At 64.8% G+C, this 16384-nt stretch carries 14 protein-coding genes; 4 read left to right on the forward strand and 10 right to left on the reverse strand.

Going from position 1 to position 16384, the window contains the following annotated elements; translation table 11 throughout:
• Positions 1 to 202 precede the first annotated feature (202 nt).
• From ACK4OE_RS10525 to ACK4OE_RS10540, 4 genes are all read left to right on the forward strand, one after another.
• The gene (locus ACK4OE_RS10525; RefSeq protein ID WP_409884766.1) at positions 203 to 1084 is read left to right on the forward strand and encodes an EamA family transporter; all 882 of its coding nucleotides are present in this window, start codon (positions 203 to 205) and stop codon (positions 1082 to 1084) included.
• A gap of 14 nt (positions 1085 to 1098) precedes the next feature.
• Positions 1099 to 1926, forward strand: a complete 828-nt coding sequence (locus ACK4OE_RS10530) for a DUF429 domain-containing protein (protein ID WP_409884767.1) — start codon at positions 1099 to 1101, stop codon at positions 1924 to 1926.
• 299 nt (positions 1927 to 2225) lie between these two features.
• Positions 2226 to 3725 (forward strand): YdgA family protein, encoded by a 1500-nt coding sequence (locus ACK4OE_RS10535; protein ID WP_409884768.1) that lies wholly within the window; start codon positions 2226 to 2228, stop codon positions 3723 to 3725.
• A 462-nt stretch (positions 3726 to 4187) separates the two neighbouring features.
• Positions 4188 to 4859 carry a histidine phosphatase family protein gene (locus ACK4OE_RS10540; protein ID WP_409884769.1) on the forward strand — a complete coding sequence of 224 codons (672 nt, stop codon included), beginning with the start codon at positions 4188 to 4190 and terminating at the stop codon, positions 4857 to 4859.
• Between the two features lie 15 nt (positions 4860 to 4874).
• Here ACK4OE_RS10540 and ACK4OE_RS10545 read toward each other — a convergent pair whose 3' ends face one another.
• The 10 genes from ACK4OE_RS10545 to ACK4OE_RS10590 all read right to left on the reverse strand — a co-directional run bounded on the left by ACK4OE_RS10545 (position 4875) and on the right by ACK4OE_RS10590 (position 16291).
• Positions 4875 to 5882: a hypothetical protein gene (locus ACK4OE_RS10545; protein ID WP_409884770.1), complete on the reverse strand. Its 1008-nt coding sequence runs from the start codon at positions 5880 to 5882 to the stop codon at positions 4875 to 4877.
• A 116-nt stretch (positions 5883 to 5998) separates the two neighbouring features.
• Positions 5999 to 6958 (reverse strand): hypothetical protein, encoded by a 960-nt coding sequence (locus ACK4OE_RS10550; protein WP_409884771.1) that lies wholly within the window; start codon positions 6956 to 6958, stop codon positions 5999 to 6001.
• A gap of 281 nt (positions 6959 to 7239) precedes the next feature.
• The gene (locus ACK4OE_RS10555; protein ID WP_409884772.1) at positions 7240 to 8583 is read right to left on the reverse strand and encodes a tetratricopeptide repeat protein; all 1344 of its coding nucleotides are present in this window, start codon (positions 8581 to 8583) and stop codon (positions 7240 to 7242) included.
• Positions 8584 to 8605: 22 nt separating this feature from the next.
• On the reverse strand, positions 8606 to 9214 hold the full coding sequence (locus ACK4OE_RS10560) for a hypothetical protein (RefSeq protein ID WP_409884773.1): 609 nt from the start codon (positions 9212 to 9214) through the stop codon (positions 8606 to 8608).
• Positions 9215 to 9356: 142 nt separating this feature from the next.
• Positions 9357 to 10760, reverse strand: coding sequence for an amidase (locus ACK4OE_RS10565; RefSeq protein ID WP_409884774.1), 1404 nt, complete (start codon positions 10758 to 10760; stop codon positions 9357 to 9359).
• Positions 10761 to 10878: 118 nt separating this feature from the next.
• A complete protein-coding gene (locus ACK4OE_RS10570; RefSeq protein WP_409884775.1) occupies positions 10879 to 12369 on the reverse strand; it encodes an ABC transporter substrate-binding protein in 1491 nt (496 codons plus the stop codon).
• 107 nt (positions 12370 to 12476) lie between these two features.
• Positions 12477 to 13367 (reverse strand): ATP-binding cassette domain-containing protein, encoded by an 891-nt coding sequence (locus tag ACK4OE_RS10575; RefSeq protein ID WP_409884776.1) that lies wholly within the window; start codon positions 13365 to 13367, stop codon positions 12477 to 12479.
• Complete coding sequence (locus ACK4OE_RS10580) at positions 13364 to 14401, reverse strand: ABC transporter ATP-binding protein (RefSeq protein ID WP_409884777.1); 1038 nt, start codon at positions 14399 to 14401, stop codon at positions 13364 to 13366. Before ACK4OE_RS10580 ends, ACK4OE_RS10575 begins: the two co-directional genes overlap by 4 nt.
• A gap of 30 nt (positions 14402 to 14431) precedes the next feature.
• Positions 14432 to 15322 carry an ABC transporter permease gene (locus ACK4OE_RS10585; RefSeq protein ID WP_409884778.1) on the reverse strand — a complete coding sequence of 297 codons (891 nt, stop codon included), beginning with the start codon at positions 15320 to 15322 and terminating at the stop codon, positions 14432 to 14434.
• 6 nt (positions 15323 to 15328) lie between these two features.
• On the reverse strand, positions 15329 to 16291 hold the full coding sequence (locus ACK4OE_RS10590) for an ABC transporter permease (RefSeq protein ID WP_409884779.1): 963 nt from the start codon (positions 16289 to 16291) through the stop codon (positions 15329 to 15331).
• Positions 16292 to 16384: the final 93 nt, after the last annotated feature.

Here is a 16384-nt window from a genome sequence, read left to right on the forward strand (position 1 = left end):
AGCGGGGCGCTTTGCTACTGCGCGGCCTGATCCCGGGTCTGCGGTACTCGCCGCACGGGAGTGCGGCTGCGTTCCTCAACCCAGGCTGAGGCCGCTCGCTACGCAAATCACCCCACTTTTCTTTGATGATCTAGATCGTTGAGAGCTGCAGCCGCCCATCGGCGCTGCGGCTTTTTGCATTTCGGCACGCCTTCGCACTCTTGTGACCCTCACCGCCTTCGCCCTCATCATCGTTGCCGGGCTCATCCACGCGTGCTGGAACATTGCCGCCAAGAAGGCGGGTGGCGATGCCCGGTTTGCCTTCTTCACCTCGGTGATCATGATGTTTGTCTGGGCGCCGCTGGGCTGGTGGGTGGGGCGCGACGTGGTGCCGTTGTGGGGCGCGGTGGAATGGGGCTTTGTGGTGGCCAGCGGCGTGCTGCATGTCGCCTACTACGTGATCTTGCTGCGCGGCTACCGCAAGGCGGACCTTACGGTGGTGTACCCGCTGGCGCGCGGCTCGGGGCCGCTGCTGTCGTCGCTGGTGGCCATCACGTTGCTGGGTGAGCAGATATCCGCCCTGGGCGCCTTGGGCATTGTGGGCGTGGTCGGTGGGGTGTTTCTCATCGCGGGCGGCCCCGGCCTGCTGCGCGCAGCGCACGACCCCGCGGCGCGCAAGCGGGTGCACAAAGGCATTGCCTACGGGTTGCTCACCGGCGCTTTCATTGCCAGCTATACCGTGGTGGATGGCTATGCGGTCAGGTTCTTGCTGATGTCGCCCATCCTCATCGACTACATGGGCAACTTTGTGCGCGTCGGCCTGCTGGTGCCCGTGGTGCTGCGCGATTTGCCTACGGCCCGCACGCTGTGGCTGGCACAGTGGCGTTTTGCGCTGCTCGTAGCGGTGGTCAGCCCCGTGGCCTATGTGCTGGTGCTGTATGCGATGCAGCAGGCGCCTCTGTCGCACGTGGCTCCGGCGCGCGAGGTGTCCATGCTGTTTGCGGCGCTGATCGGCGGGCACCTGCTGGGCGAGGGGGATCGGGTGGCGCGCATCTTGGGCGCCGTGTGCATCGCAGCGGGCGTCACGGCGCTGGCTTTGGGCTGAAGGAGGAGTGCCCCATGGTCTTTGATCTCATCGGCTGCGATTTCTCCAGCAGTCCTACGCGCCGCAAGCCCATCATGCTGGCCCTGGGCCAGCGGCAGGGCGCGCGGGTGCAGCTCATCGCACTGCAGCGTTTTGATACGCTGGCTGCCTTTGGCCAATGGCTGGCCCAACCCGGTGACTGGGTGGGCGGGTTCGATCTGCCGTTTGGCCTGCCGCGTGAACTGGTACAGACGCTGGGTTGGCCGCTGCAGTGGTTCGATTGCATGGCGCACTACCGCAGCCTCAGCCGCGAGCAGATCCGCGATGCGTTTGCGGGCTTTTGCAACGCGCGCCCCGTGGGCGGCAAGTTTGCCCACCGGGCCACCGACGGCCCCGCAGGGTCCAGCCCGTCGATGAAATGGGTGAACCCGCCCGTCGCCTATATGCTGCACGCGGGCGTGCCGCTGCTGCTGGATGCGGGCGTGCACCTGCCGGGCCTACACAGCGGCGACCCCCGCCGCGTTGCGCTGGAGGCCTACCCCGGCCTGCTGGCGCGTGAGGTGCTACAGCGGCGCAGCTACAAAAGCGACGACCGCACCAAGCACACGCCCGACCGCCTCATCGCCCGCAAGGACCTGGTGAACGCGCTGGAGATCGGCCAGACCCGCCTCGCCCTGCGCCTCAAGCTCAGCCACGCCCAGCGCGACGCGCTGGTCGACGACGCCAGCGGCGACAGCATAGACGCCGTGCTGTGCCTGCTGCAGGCCGCATGGGCCCAGCAGCGCCATGCCGAAAGTGGCGACGCCTTGTACGGCTTGCCACCGGGGCTGGACCCGCTCGAAGGCTGGATCGTGACCGCCTGAGCATGGCGTGCGGGCGACGCCCATGCGTTTGCTATTGAATATATAGCTGCTAGCGCTTATGGATAAAGCGCTAGAGGCTAAAAACACCAAAACTCTTGTCTGCTGAAAAGGCATGCGGCCATGCCTTCACACGCTTCTGATCACGCCAAAGTGAAACAGTAAGAAACAGCACGTCGGTGGCGCACAACACAAGGACTTGCAAGGCGCCGGGCGGCCGCGCCAAACGGCGCCACCCGCTGCTATTCTCGCCACCGCTCTTCCATGGGAGGGAGGGTCCAGTGGATCAACGACAGGTAAACATGAACAAAAAAGCAGTTTTGGGCACCGCAGCGGTGCTGGTGGTCGCAGGCTATGGCGCCGCGACTTGGACTATGGGCGAGCGCGCGCACAGCGCGTACCAAGAGGCGCTGACCGATGTGAGCAAGCTCGTGGGCCCCGAGGTTCTGGTGTCGCAGCAATACACCAAGGGTTTCTGGTCATCACAAGGCCAACTGGTGCTGCAGTGGACGCCGCCTGCGGCCCAAGAAGAGGACGAAGCCGCAGACGCTGAAGACGCTGACAAGGACGGTGCCGCGGCCAAGGCGGTCCTACCTCAGCCCGTCCGCATCACCATAGAAAACACTGTGCGCCACGGCCCGTTGGCCGGTTGGCGCCTGGCTGCGGCGGTGGTCGAAACGCGCATTGCCACCGTAGAAGGCGTGGACGACAGCGTGCGCAAGGCGTTTGCCAAGGTCAGCGCGCCCACGTTGACCACCGTGCGCAACCTCACCGGCAGCCACGACATCGCGCTGGCATGGCCCGCCGGAGAGGTCGGCGATGGCGAAGAACGGGTGCGCTGGCAGCCGCTGGACTACCGCATGCAACTCAGTGCCGACCGCAGCCGCCTGAGTGGTGACTTCGCCTGGCCAGAGTTCAGCATGGATTTCCAAAACACGAACGCTGACAGCGATGAGGAGCCCACCGCGGCAGAAAGCCCGGCTGAGCGTTTTGCCGTGGCACTGCAGGGCATGAAGGGCGACTTCAACGTGCAACTGGACGACGGCCTGTGGCTGTTGGCGCCCGGCAAAGGCACAGGCTCGTTTGGCAAAGTAACGGTCACGCGCGCTCCAGCAGCCACGGCTGCCGCAGGCGCAGCGCCCGAGCCGCTGGTGGCGCTGCAGGATCTGTCGTACACCGCCACCATCGCGCGCACCGGCGCCCACCTGGACTGGGTCAGCTCCATGCGGGGCAAGGGCAGCATTGGTCCCCTGGCACTGGAGTCTCTGGAGTTGAACGAAGCCTTCAAACGCATCGACGTCGAAGCCATCAAGCTGGTGCAAAAGGCGCTGCTCGACGCCTACAAAGCGGCCCCGAATACAGCGGCGCTCTCCGCCGCCGAATCGTCCGTGAGTGCTGCGCTGATGGAGGCCGTGCCCAAGTTTATGGCGGCCTTGCCGGCCTATGCCATGAAACTGTCGGCCAAGGTGGACGGCGAGCAAGGCGAACTGGAGTACGGCGCAGAACTCAAGAGCGTGCCCGATGCGGCGCAAATCGCCGAAGGCGCATGGGCCCCGGCCCTGCTCAAGAGCAGCGCGCTGTACGCCAGCGTGCGCCTGCCGAAAGCCTGGTTGCCGCGTTTGGCCCAGGCTGCAGGCCAGAAGGCCCCCAAGCCCGAAGACATCGACGCCATGCTGGGCATGGCCCAGGCGCAAGGCTTCGTCAAACAGGAAGCCGCCCACCTGACCAGCGCCGTGCGCATGGAAGGCGGAAAAGTGGTGCTCAATGGCAAGCAAATCGACGTACCGTTTGGCCGCAAGTGAGTCGATGATCGATTGAATGACAAGGCGCTTGCCCAACCCCATGCCTACGCCATCACCACACTCTTTGCGCACCTCTCGGGCATCCCCGGGCGTGGCGAGGGCAGCCGTGCTGGCGCTGGCGTTGTGGAGCTTCGCCTTCGCCGTCTCTGCTGCGCCAGCGCCCTGGTATTACTGGCGCAGCAAGGTCGATGGGGCACGCGTTTGCGCGCAAACGTCCCCCGGCGCCGGCTGGGAGCGCGACAGTGCCGCCTATGACGGCCCGGGCTGCCAGCCGCGTCGCAAATTGCTGGTTGTACCGATGCGTTGATCCCATACCGAACGCTCCACGCCTCGCCACGTTGTGTTGATATAAAAAACATAGCTATCAGCGCTTGCTGGATAAGCGCTACAGGCCAAAATCGCTTGCATTAATGTGTGTGCATTCGATAATGCGTGGACACGTAAAAGCACATGGCACGCTCTATGACCGAACTCATCCTCATCCGCCACGGAGAGACCGACTGGAACCGCGAACTGCGCTTTCAGGGCCACGTGGACGTCCCCCTCAACGCCACCGGCCACGAACAGGCCCGCCGCCTGGCCGACCGCCTGGCCGCTGAGAAGCTCGTGGTGGACCATCTGGTCTGCAGCGACCTCATCCGCACCCAGCAAACCGCCACGCCCAGCCTGCAGGTGCTGTTCCCGCAGTTGCACATCCATACCCTCACCGACGCCAGACTGCGCGAGCAAGCCTTTGGTGAGGTGGACGGCAAGCGCGTGGAAGACGTCAAACTGGAACACGCCGACGCCTGGGCCCAGTGGCTGCGTTTTGAAGCCGACTACGGCATGCCCGGCGGCGAGACCACCCGCCAGTTCCACACCCGCGTGATGGACGCCGTGCGCCGCATCGCGCAGCAGTACCAGGGGCAGAAGGTGATGGTTGTCACCCACGGCGGCGTGCTCGACATGATCTGGCGCACAGCGCGTGGCACGGGGCTGGATGGTCCCCGCCAGAGCGACATCCCCAATGCAGGGCTTAACCGCGTGCGGGTGGAGGGGCATGTGGTGGAGGTGCTGGACTGGGCGGATGTGCGGCATCTGGCGGATTTGCCTGCGCAGCCGGTGTATGACCAGACGAAGCTGGTGGTGCGGTGATCTGATTCGGCGCGGCTACCCGCCCGCGTAGATGACACCCGGGCGCGTTCCGTCCAGATCATCGGTGTTGGGGTCGATCACCGGTTCGGCGCCAAAGGCCATTCCCAGAGATACAAAGCGATAGTTGCCGCGTTTGTCGGTGTACACGGCCAGCCCCTGTGGAGTCAGGGCGATGGGGTGCCAGTCTCCGGCCACGCGGTCATCGGTCATCTGGCGGACCAACTTGCCGTCCGCCCCGTACAGCCGCAGCTCGCCTGTCGCCGCAAGTTGCGCGCCGCCCTGTGTTGCTTTCATCGCCCGTACCGAGTGCAGAACAAACGTCCCGCCGGGCGCGAGGCTCAGTGCGGGTTCAGGGTCGCTACCAGGCACGCCATCAATGCGGACGACGCTGCTTTGCGCACGATCGATCAGTGCAACCGCTCGGCCTGGTTTGCTGGGGTCGGCGTACTCAGCGAGTACCGCGCTGGCAGACCAGGCCATGGCATTCATGAAGTTCAGTGATGTGCCGCCTGCAAACTGCCGGGCCTCGGAGAGGATCGCTGCAATGTCATCGCTGCCCGTTGCAATCACCTCTGGCGCTCGGCCTTTGCCGAGGGCAATGCGCGGTGGCGTCCCGTTGAGCACGTCGAAGCTGCCGAGATCGCGCGTTGCCTGAAGTGTCCAGGCGGGCACTGCAAAAGTCAGCAGGCGGTAGGGCTTACGCCCATCGGCGTCGTTGCGGGTGAGCCGGTCTGACGCAACGATGCGCACCACCCCCGCGGACTGCTCTTGTTTGTCCACCGGTACGGCAGGGCGTGCCAGGCAACTGTCGGGGCGGACACCCGGGGCGGGTAGCGCGGCGATGGCGGGGGGCGTGCCACTGCGCGCAGACAGCTGAAAGCTCGCCACCTTGGCCTGCAACTGCAAATTCAGATGGTCGACGGTGCCGTTGCAGTACACCGCATACAGGTGCTGAGCGCTGCCGTGCCCGGCTGTGCTGGCTGGGCCTGGCGTTGCAGGCGTGGCCTGTGATGTGTGGGTCAACGAAGGCGCAGCAGCTTGGGTTGGATCGCGTGAACACCCCGCAAGAAGTGAACCCAGTGCAAGTACGCAGAGTGAAGTGGTGCGGACCGCTGAGGGTTTAAAAGGGTTTCGCACAGCTAGAAGTCCGATTGGGCGAGAACGTTCTCGACATAGTTGGGATCTCCCACGGTGCCTCGATCTGCGACCGGCACCCGTTCCCATTCTGCAAAACCGCGTGTGCCGCTGGGGTCCACGGTGACAAAAAGCGCACCGTTTTCCACCCGGACGCGGTATTCATGCAGGCTGTTCGCGTAGCCGTTGAAACCACGCAAGGTGTCGAGTTCGAGCTGTTCTGGCGTGTAGTCGGGAAGCTCCACGGGCAACGCAGGCAGTCCTTGGGTTGTGCGGGCCCGGTTCCAGGCCGTGACCAGGTTGCGAAAGCGCTCCCCATTGCGTACGTTGCGGGGGTAGGCACGTGCGATGCGCTCCTTTTCCAGGTACAGAGCCCATCCTCCGCGCACATTTTCTTTCCAACTCCAGGTTTGATCGGCAGTGGGAGCAGGGCGTGTCAGTTGACACAGGCCGACGCCGCCCAGACCATCGCTGCTGTACTTGGGCCAGTTGCTGGGTGTGCGGAACTGCTGCAGCGAGCTCTCCTGACGCATCTTCTTGCGAAATACGGCGCGGTTCGCCCCGATGCCGTTGGCAAAAGCCCGAATCGCCGTACCTGTGGGGTTGGTACCTACGATGGTCCAATTCACGCGCGCACGATGCTCCGTGGTTCCCACGCGCATGACAACTTGTACCGAAAGAAGGCCACCACGCACTTCGGTGAAGGGAACGCGCCATTGGGGGTTGGCGCTTGTCTGCTGCGCAATGCGGCTGTGCTGCGTGCTGCGCCCACCGCCAAATGTCGCACTGGTGGCTGGCGCGCTGCCATCAAAGGTGAGCGTGGCTGACCATTCATAGATGGGTGCTGCACCCAGTGGAGTGGCCTGCCCCTGCATGGTGGCGGTCACCGTGATGACGGGCATTTCGGCCTCGGCAGTGATCGCAAATCGGGTGCCTGCAGGCAGGCTGGTGATGACAAGAGGCATTGTTGGCGATGTGAGGGTCACAGCGTACGCACGCCCCTGACGTCGTCTGAAGAGGAGCATGCACTGTCGTCAGCCGTGGCCTGTGTTTCAAAGCGACTGATTTTCATCTGCGCCAATGGGCGATTTCTCCTCTTTGGCGCCCCTGGCCTGTATCTTGATGTGAAAGTCGTTGCTGAAATCGCCCCGTCTTCTTCAGCTGTAACGGCAAAAGAATTCAGGAGCTGATGGTGTTTGGGGAAAAGCGGCAGGCTCGCTACTCTCCCCGTGGCCATTGCCTCATATCAGAGTGCCGACAACCCCAACACCCCATTCACCACCCCCACCTGCCGCGCCAACCGCACCGACTCCGGCTGCCCATTCACCACCGGCTGCAACAAATTCTGCACCGCCCCCCACTGCCCATTGCGCTGCAGCGCATCCAGCCAGATCTGCTGAAACAGATCGCGCTGCGCGTGGCTGCCGCCAATCTCCACCAGCCGGGGCAGGGCCACGCCCAGCTTCTCCGCCGCCGTGGGCCAGTCGTCTTGCGCATGCGCCATCAGGCCGTGCGCGGCGGGCACGCATACCTGCTGCCACACGGTGCGCTCCTGTGCCTCAGTGCGGGTAGCGGAGTGGGCCTCGATGTTGTGCAGCAACGTGCGCGCCGCCCCGGTGCGGCCTGCGCGGGCCAAACCGTAGAGGTATTGCAGGTCCAGAAATGGCAGCACATGGTCGGACAAACGCAGGGTCAGGTGGTCGGCCACGTCAGCCCAGCGGTTACCGACATCAACCCCGGCCAGCTCCAGCCGCGCGAGCAGGGACACGGCGTTGATCTGGTCCTGCGTGTATTCCTTGACCACGCCCCACACCTGGCTGTCGTAAAGCGCCAGCACCTCGGCGTGCCGGTCTTGTTCCAGCAAAAACAGCGCCTGGTGCCACCAGTTGTGCGTGACCATGAAGGAGTTCAGGCCCGTCCAGGTGTCGCTCACGCTGGCCATGAAGTCGGTGCCTTCGGCGATGCGGCCCTGGGTCAGCATGACGTGGGCGAGGGCGTGGTGGGCCCAGGGTTCCTTGCGGCACATGGCCACGGCGTGGCGTGCAGAGGCCTCGGCGCGGTCGAGCAGGTGGCATTGCTCCCAGCCAAAGGCCAGCATGCCGTGCAGATAAGGCACATCGGCAGCGGCGGGCACGGCCTGCAGGGCCAGGCGCAGCATGCCGGGGGAGTCGCCGCGGTTGAACAGGTGGTATTGGCCGAGCTTGAGTGATGCCAGGTCGCGTGGGAACAGGCGGGCCTGTTCTTCGTGCAGCGCAATCGCGCGGGGCAGGTCGCCGTCCACCCACGCGGCCACGGCGGCCACAAAACGCTGTTCGCGGTCACTGGCTTCCGGCCCGTGGGCCAGTGCCTGGTTGATGAAGGGGCGGGCGTTGCGCGATGCGTCGGCCGACTCGGCAAACATGTGCAGCGCAGCGCAGCAGGCCTGCACGATGGGGCTGGTGTCTGGCGCCGCGTTCAGCACGTTCACCGCGCGTGCTTCGCAGGCGATGAAGCCTTCGACGAAGTCGTTCAGCGCCGCTGCGCTGGTCGTGTCATGCAGGGTGACGGGGTTGCCCAGGCTGTCGGTGACGGGTGGCGTGGCAGATGGCATGGCGCATGTTCGGCCGCTGCGATCAGCCGCCTTTGATCAACGTCAGGTAGGCGTTGCGGGTTTCGGAGGATACCGAGGCCACCAGCTGTTCGTGCGGCGTCTGGTGGCGTGCCAGCATGCGGGCGGTGGCAATGGTCTTGGACTTGCAGAACCAGTGGCAGGTGTGCTGCATGAGGAACAGCTCGGCCGACATCATGAAGGCCCGGTCTTTGGGCGACAGGTGGCTGGTGTTCTGCACCACGTGCGCAATGCCCCGCGCGTGGATGGCCAGGGCTTTGCGCATGTCGAAGGTGAAGCTGGGGAATAGCTTTTCTGCAAAGGGTATCGCCATGGCCAGGCGGCTGACGCGCGTGGTCGCCTCGGGCTCCTTGGCAAAGTCGGCGGCAAAGCGGCTGAATTGCTCGGTCAGTTGCGCCTCGGTGGTGCTCAGCAGGTTCCATATCTGCGTGCGCCGCTCGTCGGTGCTTTCACCCAGTGCGCGCAGGTAGCCGCCGGTCAGCGCTTCCATCAGCTTCTCGATCTGGTAATTGGCCAGATGGCTGCCCAGCAGTGCGATGCGTTTGCGCTGCTCTTTGGCGTTGAGCAGAAAGGTGCCGGTGGCGAGGAGGATCGCCAGGATGATGATGTCCATGCGGGGTATGCGTCAGGTGTTGCGTTGTTGTGGCGGCGGTCCAGGGTGTCTACTGAACGGGGAGCAGGCACCGCACGAACGGCACCTTCAAACCCCTGAGGTTACCAACAACGCGCCATATGCCAAGCAGAAGAATACGTTCTTAAACTGCAGGCGGCTGCGGCCAGGCCTTCTGCGGATCGCGAATCAGCTCGAACGCGTGCGACACCTGCAACACGCCCAGGTCGTCAAACCGTGCACCCGCAATCTGCAGGCCAATGGGCAAACCGGTGCTGGTGTAGCCGCAGTTGACCGACGCGGCAGGCTGCTCGGACATATTGAACGGCACGGTAAAACCGATGTGCTCCAGCGGGCGCAGCGGGTCGTTGGTGGGCGAGGGCAGCTCCGCCTGAAAGGCGGGCATGGGGGCCACGGGCGAGATCACGTAGTCGAACGCGCTGCAGGCTTTGACGGTGGCCACGCGCGTCAGGTGGAACTGGTGGCTGGCGTTGAAGACCTCGGTGCCGCTCATGCCCGCAGCGCTGTCGGCCCAGGTACGGATGTAAGGCAGTACCTTGTCGCGCCGCGCCGCAGGCAGCGCCTGCAGGTCGATGTGCGAGCGCATGCGCCAGAAGTGGTCCATGCCGTCGAGCATGGCCTGGGTCATGAAGGGCTGCATGGGCACGATGGTGGCGCCCGCAGCTTCGATCAGTTGTGCCGCGCGTTCTACAGCGGCTTTCACTTCGGGTTCCACCGGCAGGCCACAGCCCGCGTCCAGCATCAGTCCGATGCGCAGGCCACGCAGGCGCTCCGCGCCCTGGTTGAACTGGCTCCAAGCGATGTCCTGCGCGGGCAGGCTCATGCTGTCGCGGGCGTCGGGCTGGCTCAGCACCTGCATCATCAGCGCGGCGTCTGCCACCGTACGCGTCATGGGGCCTGCAGCGCGGCCGGTGTAGGGCGGGTCGATAGGGATGCGGCCCAGGCTGGGTTTCAGGCTGAAGATGCCGCACCAGCTGGCGGGCAAGCGCAGCGAGCCACCAATGTCGGTGCCGATGTGCAGCGGGCCGTAGCCTGCGGCGGCTGCAGCGCCACCGCCTGCGCTGGAGCCACCGGGGCCTTTGCTCACATCCCACGGGTTGCGTGACAACGGGTGAAAGGTAGACAGTCCCGACGACAACATGCCGTAGTCGGGCATGGTGGTCTTGGCCACCATGATGGCCCCGGCTTCGCGCATGCGGGCGGCGGGGGGCGCATCGGCAGCGGCGGGCACCAGCTCGACGGCGGCGGTGCCCAGAGGGGTCGGGTCGCCTTCGGTGGCGATGTTTTCCTTGATGGTGCTGGGCACACCGTCCAGCGCGCCTTTGGGCTCGCCGCGCAGCCAGCGGGCCTCGGATTCGCGGGCCTGCGCCAAGGCTGCCTCGGGGCGCGGCAGATAGGAGGCACGGATGTGCGGCTCCCACCGCTCGATGTGCGCCAACACGGCCTGCGTGACCTCCACGGGGGACAGCGTGCGCTGGCGGTAGGCAGCAAGGAGGTCGTGGGCGGACAGGTCGTGCAGTGCAGTCATGGCGGGTTGCAGGAAGTTTTATCAATAAAAAAGGCTGCTAGCGCTTACTGGTAAAGCGCTAGCAGCTATATTTTAAGGAGCGCACAACTCCCGCGTGCGCGGGAGTTGTGCGGGGCCATCAAGACCAGGAGAGCGACGAGATGTCGTTCACGAACACGGGCATGTCTTTCCACAGGCCCTTGAGGTTCTTGTTGGCAACCGTGATCCACTGGTTGGAATACAGGAACCCGTGCACCGCATCGTCGGCCAGCAGGCGCTGCGCTTCGCCCAGCAGGCGCCAGCGGTCGGCAGGGCGGGCGGCGTTCTTGATCTGGTTGAACAGGTCGTTGAACTTGGGCGAGTTGTAGCCCCAGTAGTAATCCGGCTTGGCAAAGTTGCCCAGGTCAAACGGCTCGACGTGGCTGATGATGGTCAGGTCGTAGTTTTTGTTGCCGTAGGTGCCGCTGAGCCACTGCGCCCATTCCACGTTCTGGATCTTGGCGATGATGCCGACCTTGGCCAACTGCGCGGCAATTACCTCGCCGCCCTGGCGGGCGTAGGGTGGTGGGGGCAGGGTGAGGGTCAGCTCCAGCGGCGTCTTGATGCCCGCTTCGGCCAGCAGGCGCTTGGACTTTTCGATGTCAAAGGGGTTGACGCCTGTGGTGTCCACGTAGCCGAACGCGCCGGGCACGTAGTGGCTGCCGATGGGCGCGCCGTAGCCGTCGCCAGCGCCTTCAATGACGGCCTTGCGGTCAATCGCCGAGGCAATGGCGCGGCGCACGCGTACGTCGTCCAGTGGCTTCTTGGAATTGTTGATAGCCAGAATGGTCTTGGCGCGCGAGCCGCTCACCACCACCTGGAATTTGGGGTTGGCCTTGAACTGCGCCACGCTGCGCGGCGTGACGCGCGGGAACGCATCCACGTCGCCTGCCAGCAATGCTGCCACTTGGGCGGCCGGGTCAGAGATGAAGCGGAAGGTGGCGCGCTTGATCTTGATGGTGGCGGGGGCGCGGAAACCGTCCCATGCCGTCAGCACCACCGACGAACCCTTGTTCCAGGTGCCCAGCTGGTAGGGGCCCGTGCCCACGGGCTTGTTGGCGTTGGTGTCGGCGCTCTTGGGCTCGACGATGATGGAGGTGGCCTGACCCAGCACGAACAGCAGGTCGGGGTCGATGTCCTTGTTGAGGAGCACCACCGTGTAGTCGTCGACCACCTGGGTGGTCAGGCCCGCAAACGTGCGCTTGTCTTTGTTGGTGCTCTTTTCTCCGCCTGCGCGGTCAAAAGCGAACTTGACGACGGCTGCGTTGAACGGCTCGCCGTTCTGAAACTTGACGCCACGGCGCAGTTTGAAGGTGTAGGTCTTGAGGTCGGGCGAGACCTCCCAGCTCTCGGCCAGCAGGGGCGACACACTGCCGTCGGCATTGATCTTGGTGAGTGTCTCGAAGATGTTGTATTGCACGATTTCGGCAATGGCCGATGCAGCGCCTGCTGTCGGGTCCAGGCCTGGTGGCTCCAGCGTCATGGCCAGCGTCACGGCATCTTTGCGGCCCTGCGCCAGGGCGCCGAGCGAGGTGGACAGGGGCACTGCGGCGATGGCGCCAGTGGCTAGGACGGTACGGCGGTTCAGCATGTTCGGACTCTCCAGACAAAAAACCAGACAACAACCAGAAAAACCCCCGGTGCAATTTGTTACCGGGGAGCGCAAAAAGCTTTGTACACCATCACGCGCGCATTTGGTTACGCGTTTTTTGCTGCAGCGGCCGCTGCGGCGGCAGCCCGGCGAGCCCGCGCCCGCCCCGGCTGCACCTGGGGTACGGCACCCACCAGCGACTGGGTGTACGGATGCTGCGCGTTGCGGAACAACTCGGCGGGCGAACCGCGCTCGACAATGCGGCCCTGGTACAGCACCACCACCTCGTCGCACAGGTGGTTGACCACCGCCAGGTCGTGGCTGATGAGCATGTATGTAATGCCGAACTCTTGCTGCAGGTCCTGCATCAGGTTGAGCACCTGGGCTTGTACGGAGACATCGAGCGCGCTCACGGGCTCGTCCGCCACGATGAGTCGGGGCCTTGTGATGAGCGCACGGGCAATGGCGATGCGCTGGCGTTGCCCACCCGAGAACTCGTGCGGGTACTTGCCCAGGTCGTTGGCGCGCAGGCCCACTTGCGCAAGCACCTGGCCCGCCTGCTCGCGCTGGGCGGCACGGCTGGTTTCGCCCTGTGCCTGCAGCGGCTCGGTCACGATGCGTTCCACCGTCTGGCGGGGGTCCAGCGATCCATAAGGGTCCTGAAACACCATTTGAAAGTCGCGCCGCGCTTGGCGCAGCTGCTCTGCGGGTAGCTGGTGCAGGTTGCGACCCAGCAGCTCGACGGTGCCAGCGGTCGGTGCGTCCAGCGCCATCACCAGACGGGCCAGGGTCGACTTGCCCGAGCCCGATTCACCAACGATGCCCAGGCTGCGGCCCGAGGCCACCGAAAAGCTCACGCCGTTGAGCGCGTGGACCTTGCCCGGAGGCTGGAACAGATGTTCGCGCGGCAGCGTGTATTCGCGCACCAAGTCTTTGACCTGCAGCAGCGGGGCGTCCGTCTGGGCCACATGGGTGGAGGATGGGTGTGCCTGGTTCATGCGGCCACCTCGACGACGTTTACCGCCTGCGCGCTCTGGGCTTCGGCAATGGCCTCGCGGCGCAGGCAGCGCACCTCGTGGTCCCCATCTTCGTCGGTGGCGACGAGGGTAATCGGTGGCTGTTCGTGGTGGCAGGCATCCACGGTGTAGCTGCAACGCCCTGCGAAAGGGCAACCCGCTGGCAGGTCTACCAGCTCGGGCACCGTGCCCGGAATGGTGGACAGGCGCGGGCGTTGGCCCGGTGCATGCACCGCACCCAGATGGGGTCGTGCTGCGAAAAGCCCGCGTGTGTAAGGGTGGGCCATGGCCGAGAAGACGGATGCGGTGGAGCCGCTCTCGACCACGCTGCCGCCGTACATCACCATCATGCGGTCCACGTTCTGCGAGATCACGCCCAGGTCGTGTGAAATCAGGATGAGTGCCATGTTGCGCTCGGCCACCAGGTCGCTGATGAGGTCCAGGATCTGCTGCTGAATGGTCACGTCCAGCGCCGTGGTGGGCTCGTCGGCAATCAGCAGATCGGGCCCGCAGGCCAGCGCCATGGCGATGGTGATGCGCTGGCGCTGCCCGCCCGAGAACTGGTGCGGATAGGCATCAAAACGCTGTGCGGCGTTGGGGATGCCCACGCGGTCCAGCAGCGCCAGGGCCTCCGTGCGCGCCGCCGCTGCATTCATGCCGCGGTGCAGCCGCAGCGGCTCAGCCACCTGGCGGCCAATGGTGTGCACCGGGTTCAGGGCGGTCATGGGTTCCTGGAACACCATGCCAATGCGGTTGCCGCGCATCTTGCACATCTGCGCATCCGTGCGGCCCACCAGTTCTTCGCTGTCAAAGCGGATGCTGCCGGTGACTTGGGCGCTGTCGGGCAACAGGCCCATCAGCGACATGGCGGTGATCGACTTGCCGCAGCCCGACTCGCCGATCAGGCCGAGTGTTTCACCGCGCGCGAGCGAAAAGCTTATGCCGCGCACGGCATCGGCGGGGCCCCGGTGCGTCTGCAGGCGGATGCGGAGGTTGGAGACTTCTAACAGAGACATCGTGGGGTTCGGGTGGTCTTCTTGGCAGGGTCAACGCTTGCGTGAGAGGCGGGGGTCCAGCAGGTCGCGCAGGCCATCCCCCAGAAGGTTCAGCCCCAGCACAGCCAGTGCAATTGCCACGCCGGGCCACACGGCCAGCAGCGGCGCCTGGAACATCAGCGTCTGCGCCTCGCTGAGCATGCGGCCCCAGGAGGGTTGGGGCGGCTGCGTACCCAGGCCCAGGTACGACAGCGCAGCCTCGGCCAGGATGGCAATGGCGAACTGGATGGTGGCCTGCACGATCAGCACTGACAGGATGTTGGGCAGCACATGCTCCAGCGTGATGCGCCAGCTGCCCTTGCCGCAGGCGCGCGATGCCAGGATGTACTCACGCGACCACACGGCGTTGGCCGATGCGCGGGTGACGCGGGCAAAGGTGGGAATGTTGAAGATGCCGATGGCAATGATGGAGTTGACGATGCCCGCGCCAAAAACGGCGGTCAGCATGATGGCAGACAGGATGGCCGGGAAAGCAAACGTAAAGTCGGCCAGCCGCATGATGAGTTCTTCGACCCACCCGCGCTTGGCGGCTGCCAGCAGCCCCAGCGCGGTGCCGATGGTGAGGCCAATGCCCACGGCGATCACACCCACCAGAATGGAGTTGCGCGCGCCCACCAGCAGCAGCGAGGCCACGTCGCGCCCGAAAGCATCCGTGCCCAGCCAGTGGCTGCCGCTGGGCGGCTGCAGTTTGGACGCCAAATCCATTTCGTAAGGCGACCAGGGCGTCCACACCAGCGACAGCACTGCTGCCAGGATCAGCAGCAGCGACAGGACGGCGCCAATGACAAAGCTGCGATGGCGCAGTGCGCGGTGTAGCCAGCTGGGAGGTGGCGTGCCTGCGAGCACAGCGTGTGGGGTAGTGGGGGAGGGTACGGCGCTCATGGCTGATCAGATATCACTGGCTTTGACACGCGGGTCGATGACGGCGTAGAGGATGTCCACCACGAAATTGACGATGACCACCATGGCGGCAAGCAGCATCACGCAGTTGCGCACTACGATCAGGTCGCGGTTGGAGATGGACTGGAAGATCAGTCGCCCCAGCCCAGGCAGATAAAAAACGTTCTCCACCACGATGGTGCCCGCCAGCAGGTTGGCAAACTGCAGCCCCATCACGGTGATGACCGGAATCATGGCGTTGCGAAGTACATGGCCCCAGAGCGCCGCGCGTTGCGACAGACCCTTGGCCCGCGCAGTGCGCACAAAGTCTTCACGCAGCACCTCCAGCACGGCCGAGCGCGTGATGCGCGCCAGAATGGCCGCCTGCACCACGGCCAGTGCAATGGCGGGCAGCAGCAGTGCCTTGATGGCCTCGAACGGGCCGCCGCCCGCCTCTTCGGTCCAGCCCGGGAACCCGCCCGCAGAGAACCACTGCAGCTTGACGGAAAACAGCAGGATCAACAGGATGGCGAACCAGAAGTTGGGGATGGCGATGCCTATCTGCGCCAAACCCATCACGCCCACATCGCCGATCTTGTTGTGGCGGGAGGCCGCATACACGCCCGCTGCCAAGGCCAGCACCGTGGTGATGGCCATCGCCATGAGGGCCAGTGGCACGGTGAGGGCCAGGCGTTCGAGCACCAGGTCGAGAACGGGAGAGCTATAGGCATAACTCTCGCCCATGTTGCCCACCACCAGGCCGCTGACCCACTGCCAGTAGCGCAGCCCGGCGGGCTGGTCCAGCCCCAGCTTGCTGGCCAATGCGGCCACCGCCTCGGGCGAGGCGTCGGGGCCCATCAGGATCTGGGCAGCATTACCCGGCAGGATCTCCAGCACCAGAAACACAACAATGGACGCGCCGATCAGCGTCGCCAGAAGGGTGATAAACCGCTTGAGAAAAAACAGGCCCATGAGTGCGGTGCGTGGGTTGCGTGAGGAGGGGAAAAGACGCAAGCGCGTCAAAATTAATGTGTATACACAGCATAACGGTAAAAACAGCCCCGT

It is taken from the genome of Acidovorax sp., assembly GCF_046314175.1.
GTDB lineage: Bacteria > Pseudomonadota > Gammaproteobacteria > Burkholderiales > Burkholderiaceae_C > Acidovorax.

Excerpts from the sequence above, each read along its gene's own strand:
- ACK4OE_RS10530 (WP_409884767.1), top strand. The coding sequence starts at position 1,099 with ATGGTCTTTGATCTCATCGGCTGCGATTTCTCCAGCAGTCCTACGCGC.
- ACK4OE_RS10535 (WP_409884768.1), top strand. The coding sequence starts at position 2,226 with ATGAACAAAAAAGCAGTTTTGGGCACCGCAGCGGTGCTGGTGGTCGCA.
- ACK4OE_RS10540 (WP_409884769.1), top strand. The coding sequence starts at position 4,188 with ATGACCGAACTCATCCTCATCCGCCACGGAGAGACCGACTGGAACCGC.
- ACK4OE_RS10550 (WP_409884771.1), bottom strand. The coding sequence starts at position 6,958 with ATGCCTCTTGTCATCACCAGCCTGCCTGCAGGCACCCGATTTGCGATC.
- ACK4OE_RS10555 (WP_409884772.1), bottom strand. The coding sequence starts at position 8,583 with ATGCCATCTGCCACGCCACCCGTCACCGACAGCCTGGGCAACCCCGTC.
- ACK4OE_RS10560 (WP_409884773.1), bottom strand. The coding sequence starts at position 9,214 with ATGGACATCATCATCCTGGCGATCCTCCTCGCCACCGGCACCTTTCTG.
- ACK4OE_RS10565 (WP_409884774.1), bottom strand. The coding sequence starts at position 10,760 with ATGACTGCACTGCACGACCTGTCCGCCCACGACCTCCTTGCTGCCTAC.
- ACK4OE_RS10570 (WP_409884775.1), bottom strand. The coding sequence starts at position 12,369 with ATGCTGAACCGCCGTACCGTCCTAGCCACTGGCGCCATCGCCGCAGTG.
- ACK4OE_RS10575 (WP_409884776.1), bottom strand. The coding sequence starts at position 13,367 with ATGAACCAGGCACACCCATCCTCCACCCATGTGGCCCAGACGGACGCC.
- ACK4OE_RS10580 (WP_409884777.1), bottom strand. The coding sequence starts at position 14,401 with ATGTCTCTGTTAGAAGTCTCCAACCTCCGCATCCGCCTGCAGACGCAC.
- ACK4OE_RS10585 (WP_409884778.1), bottom strand. The coding sequence starts at position 15,322 with ATGAGCGCCGTACCCTCCCCCACTACCCCACACGCTGTGCTCGCAGGC.
- ACK4OE_RS10590 (WP_409884779.1), bottom strand. The coding sequence starts at position 16,291 with ATGGGCCTGTTTTTTCTCAAGCGGTTTATCACCCTTCTGGCGACGCTG.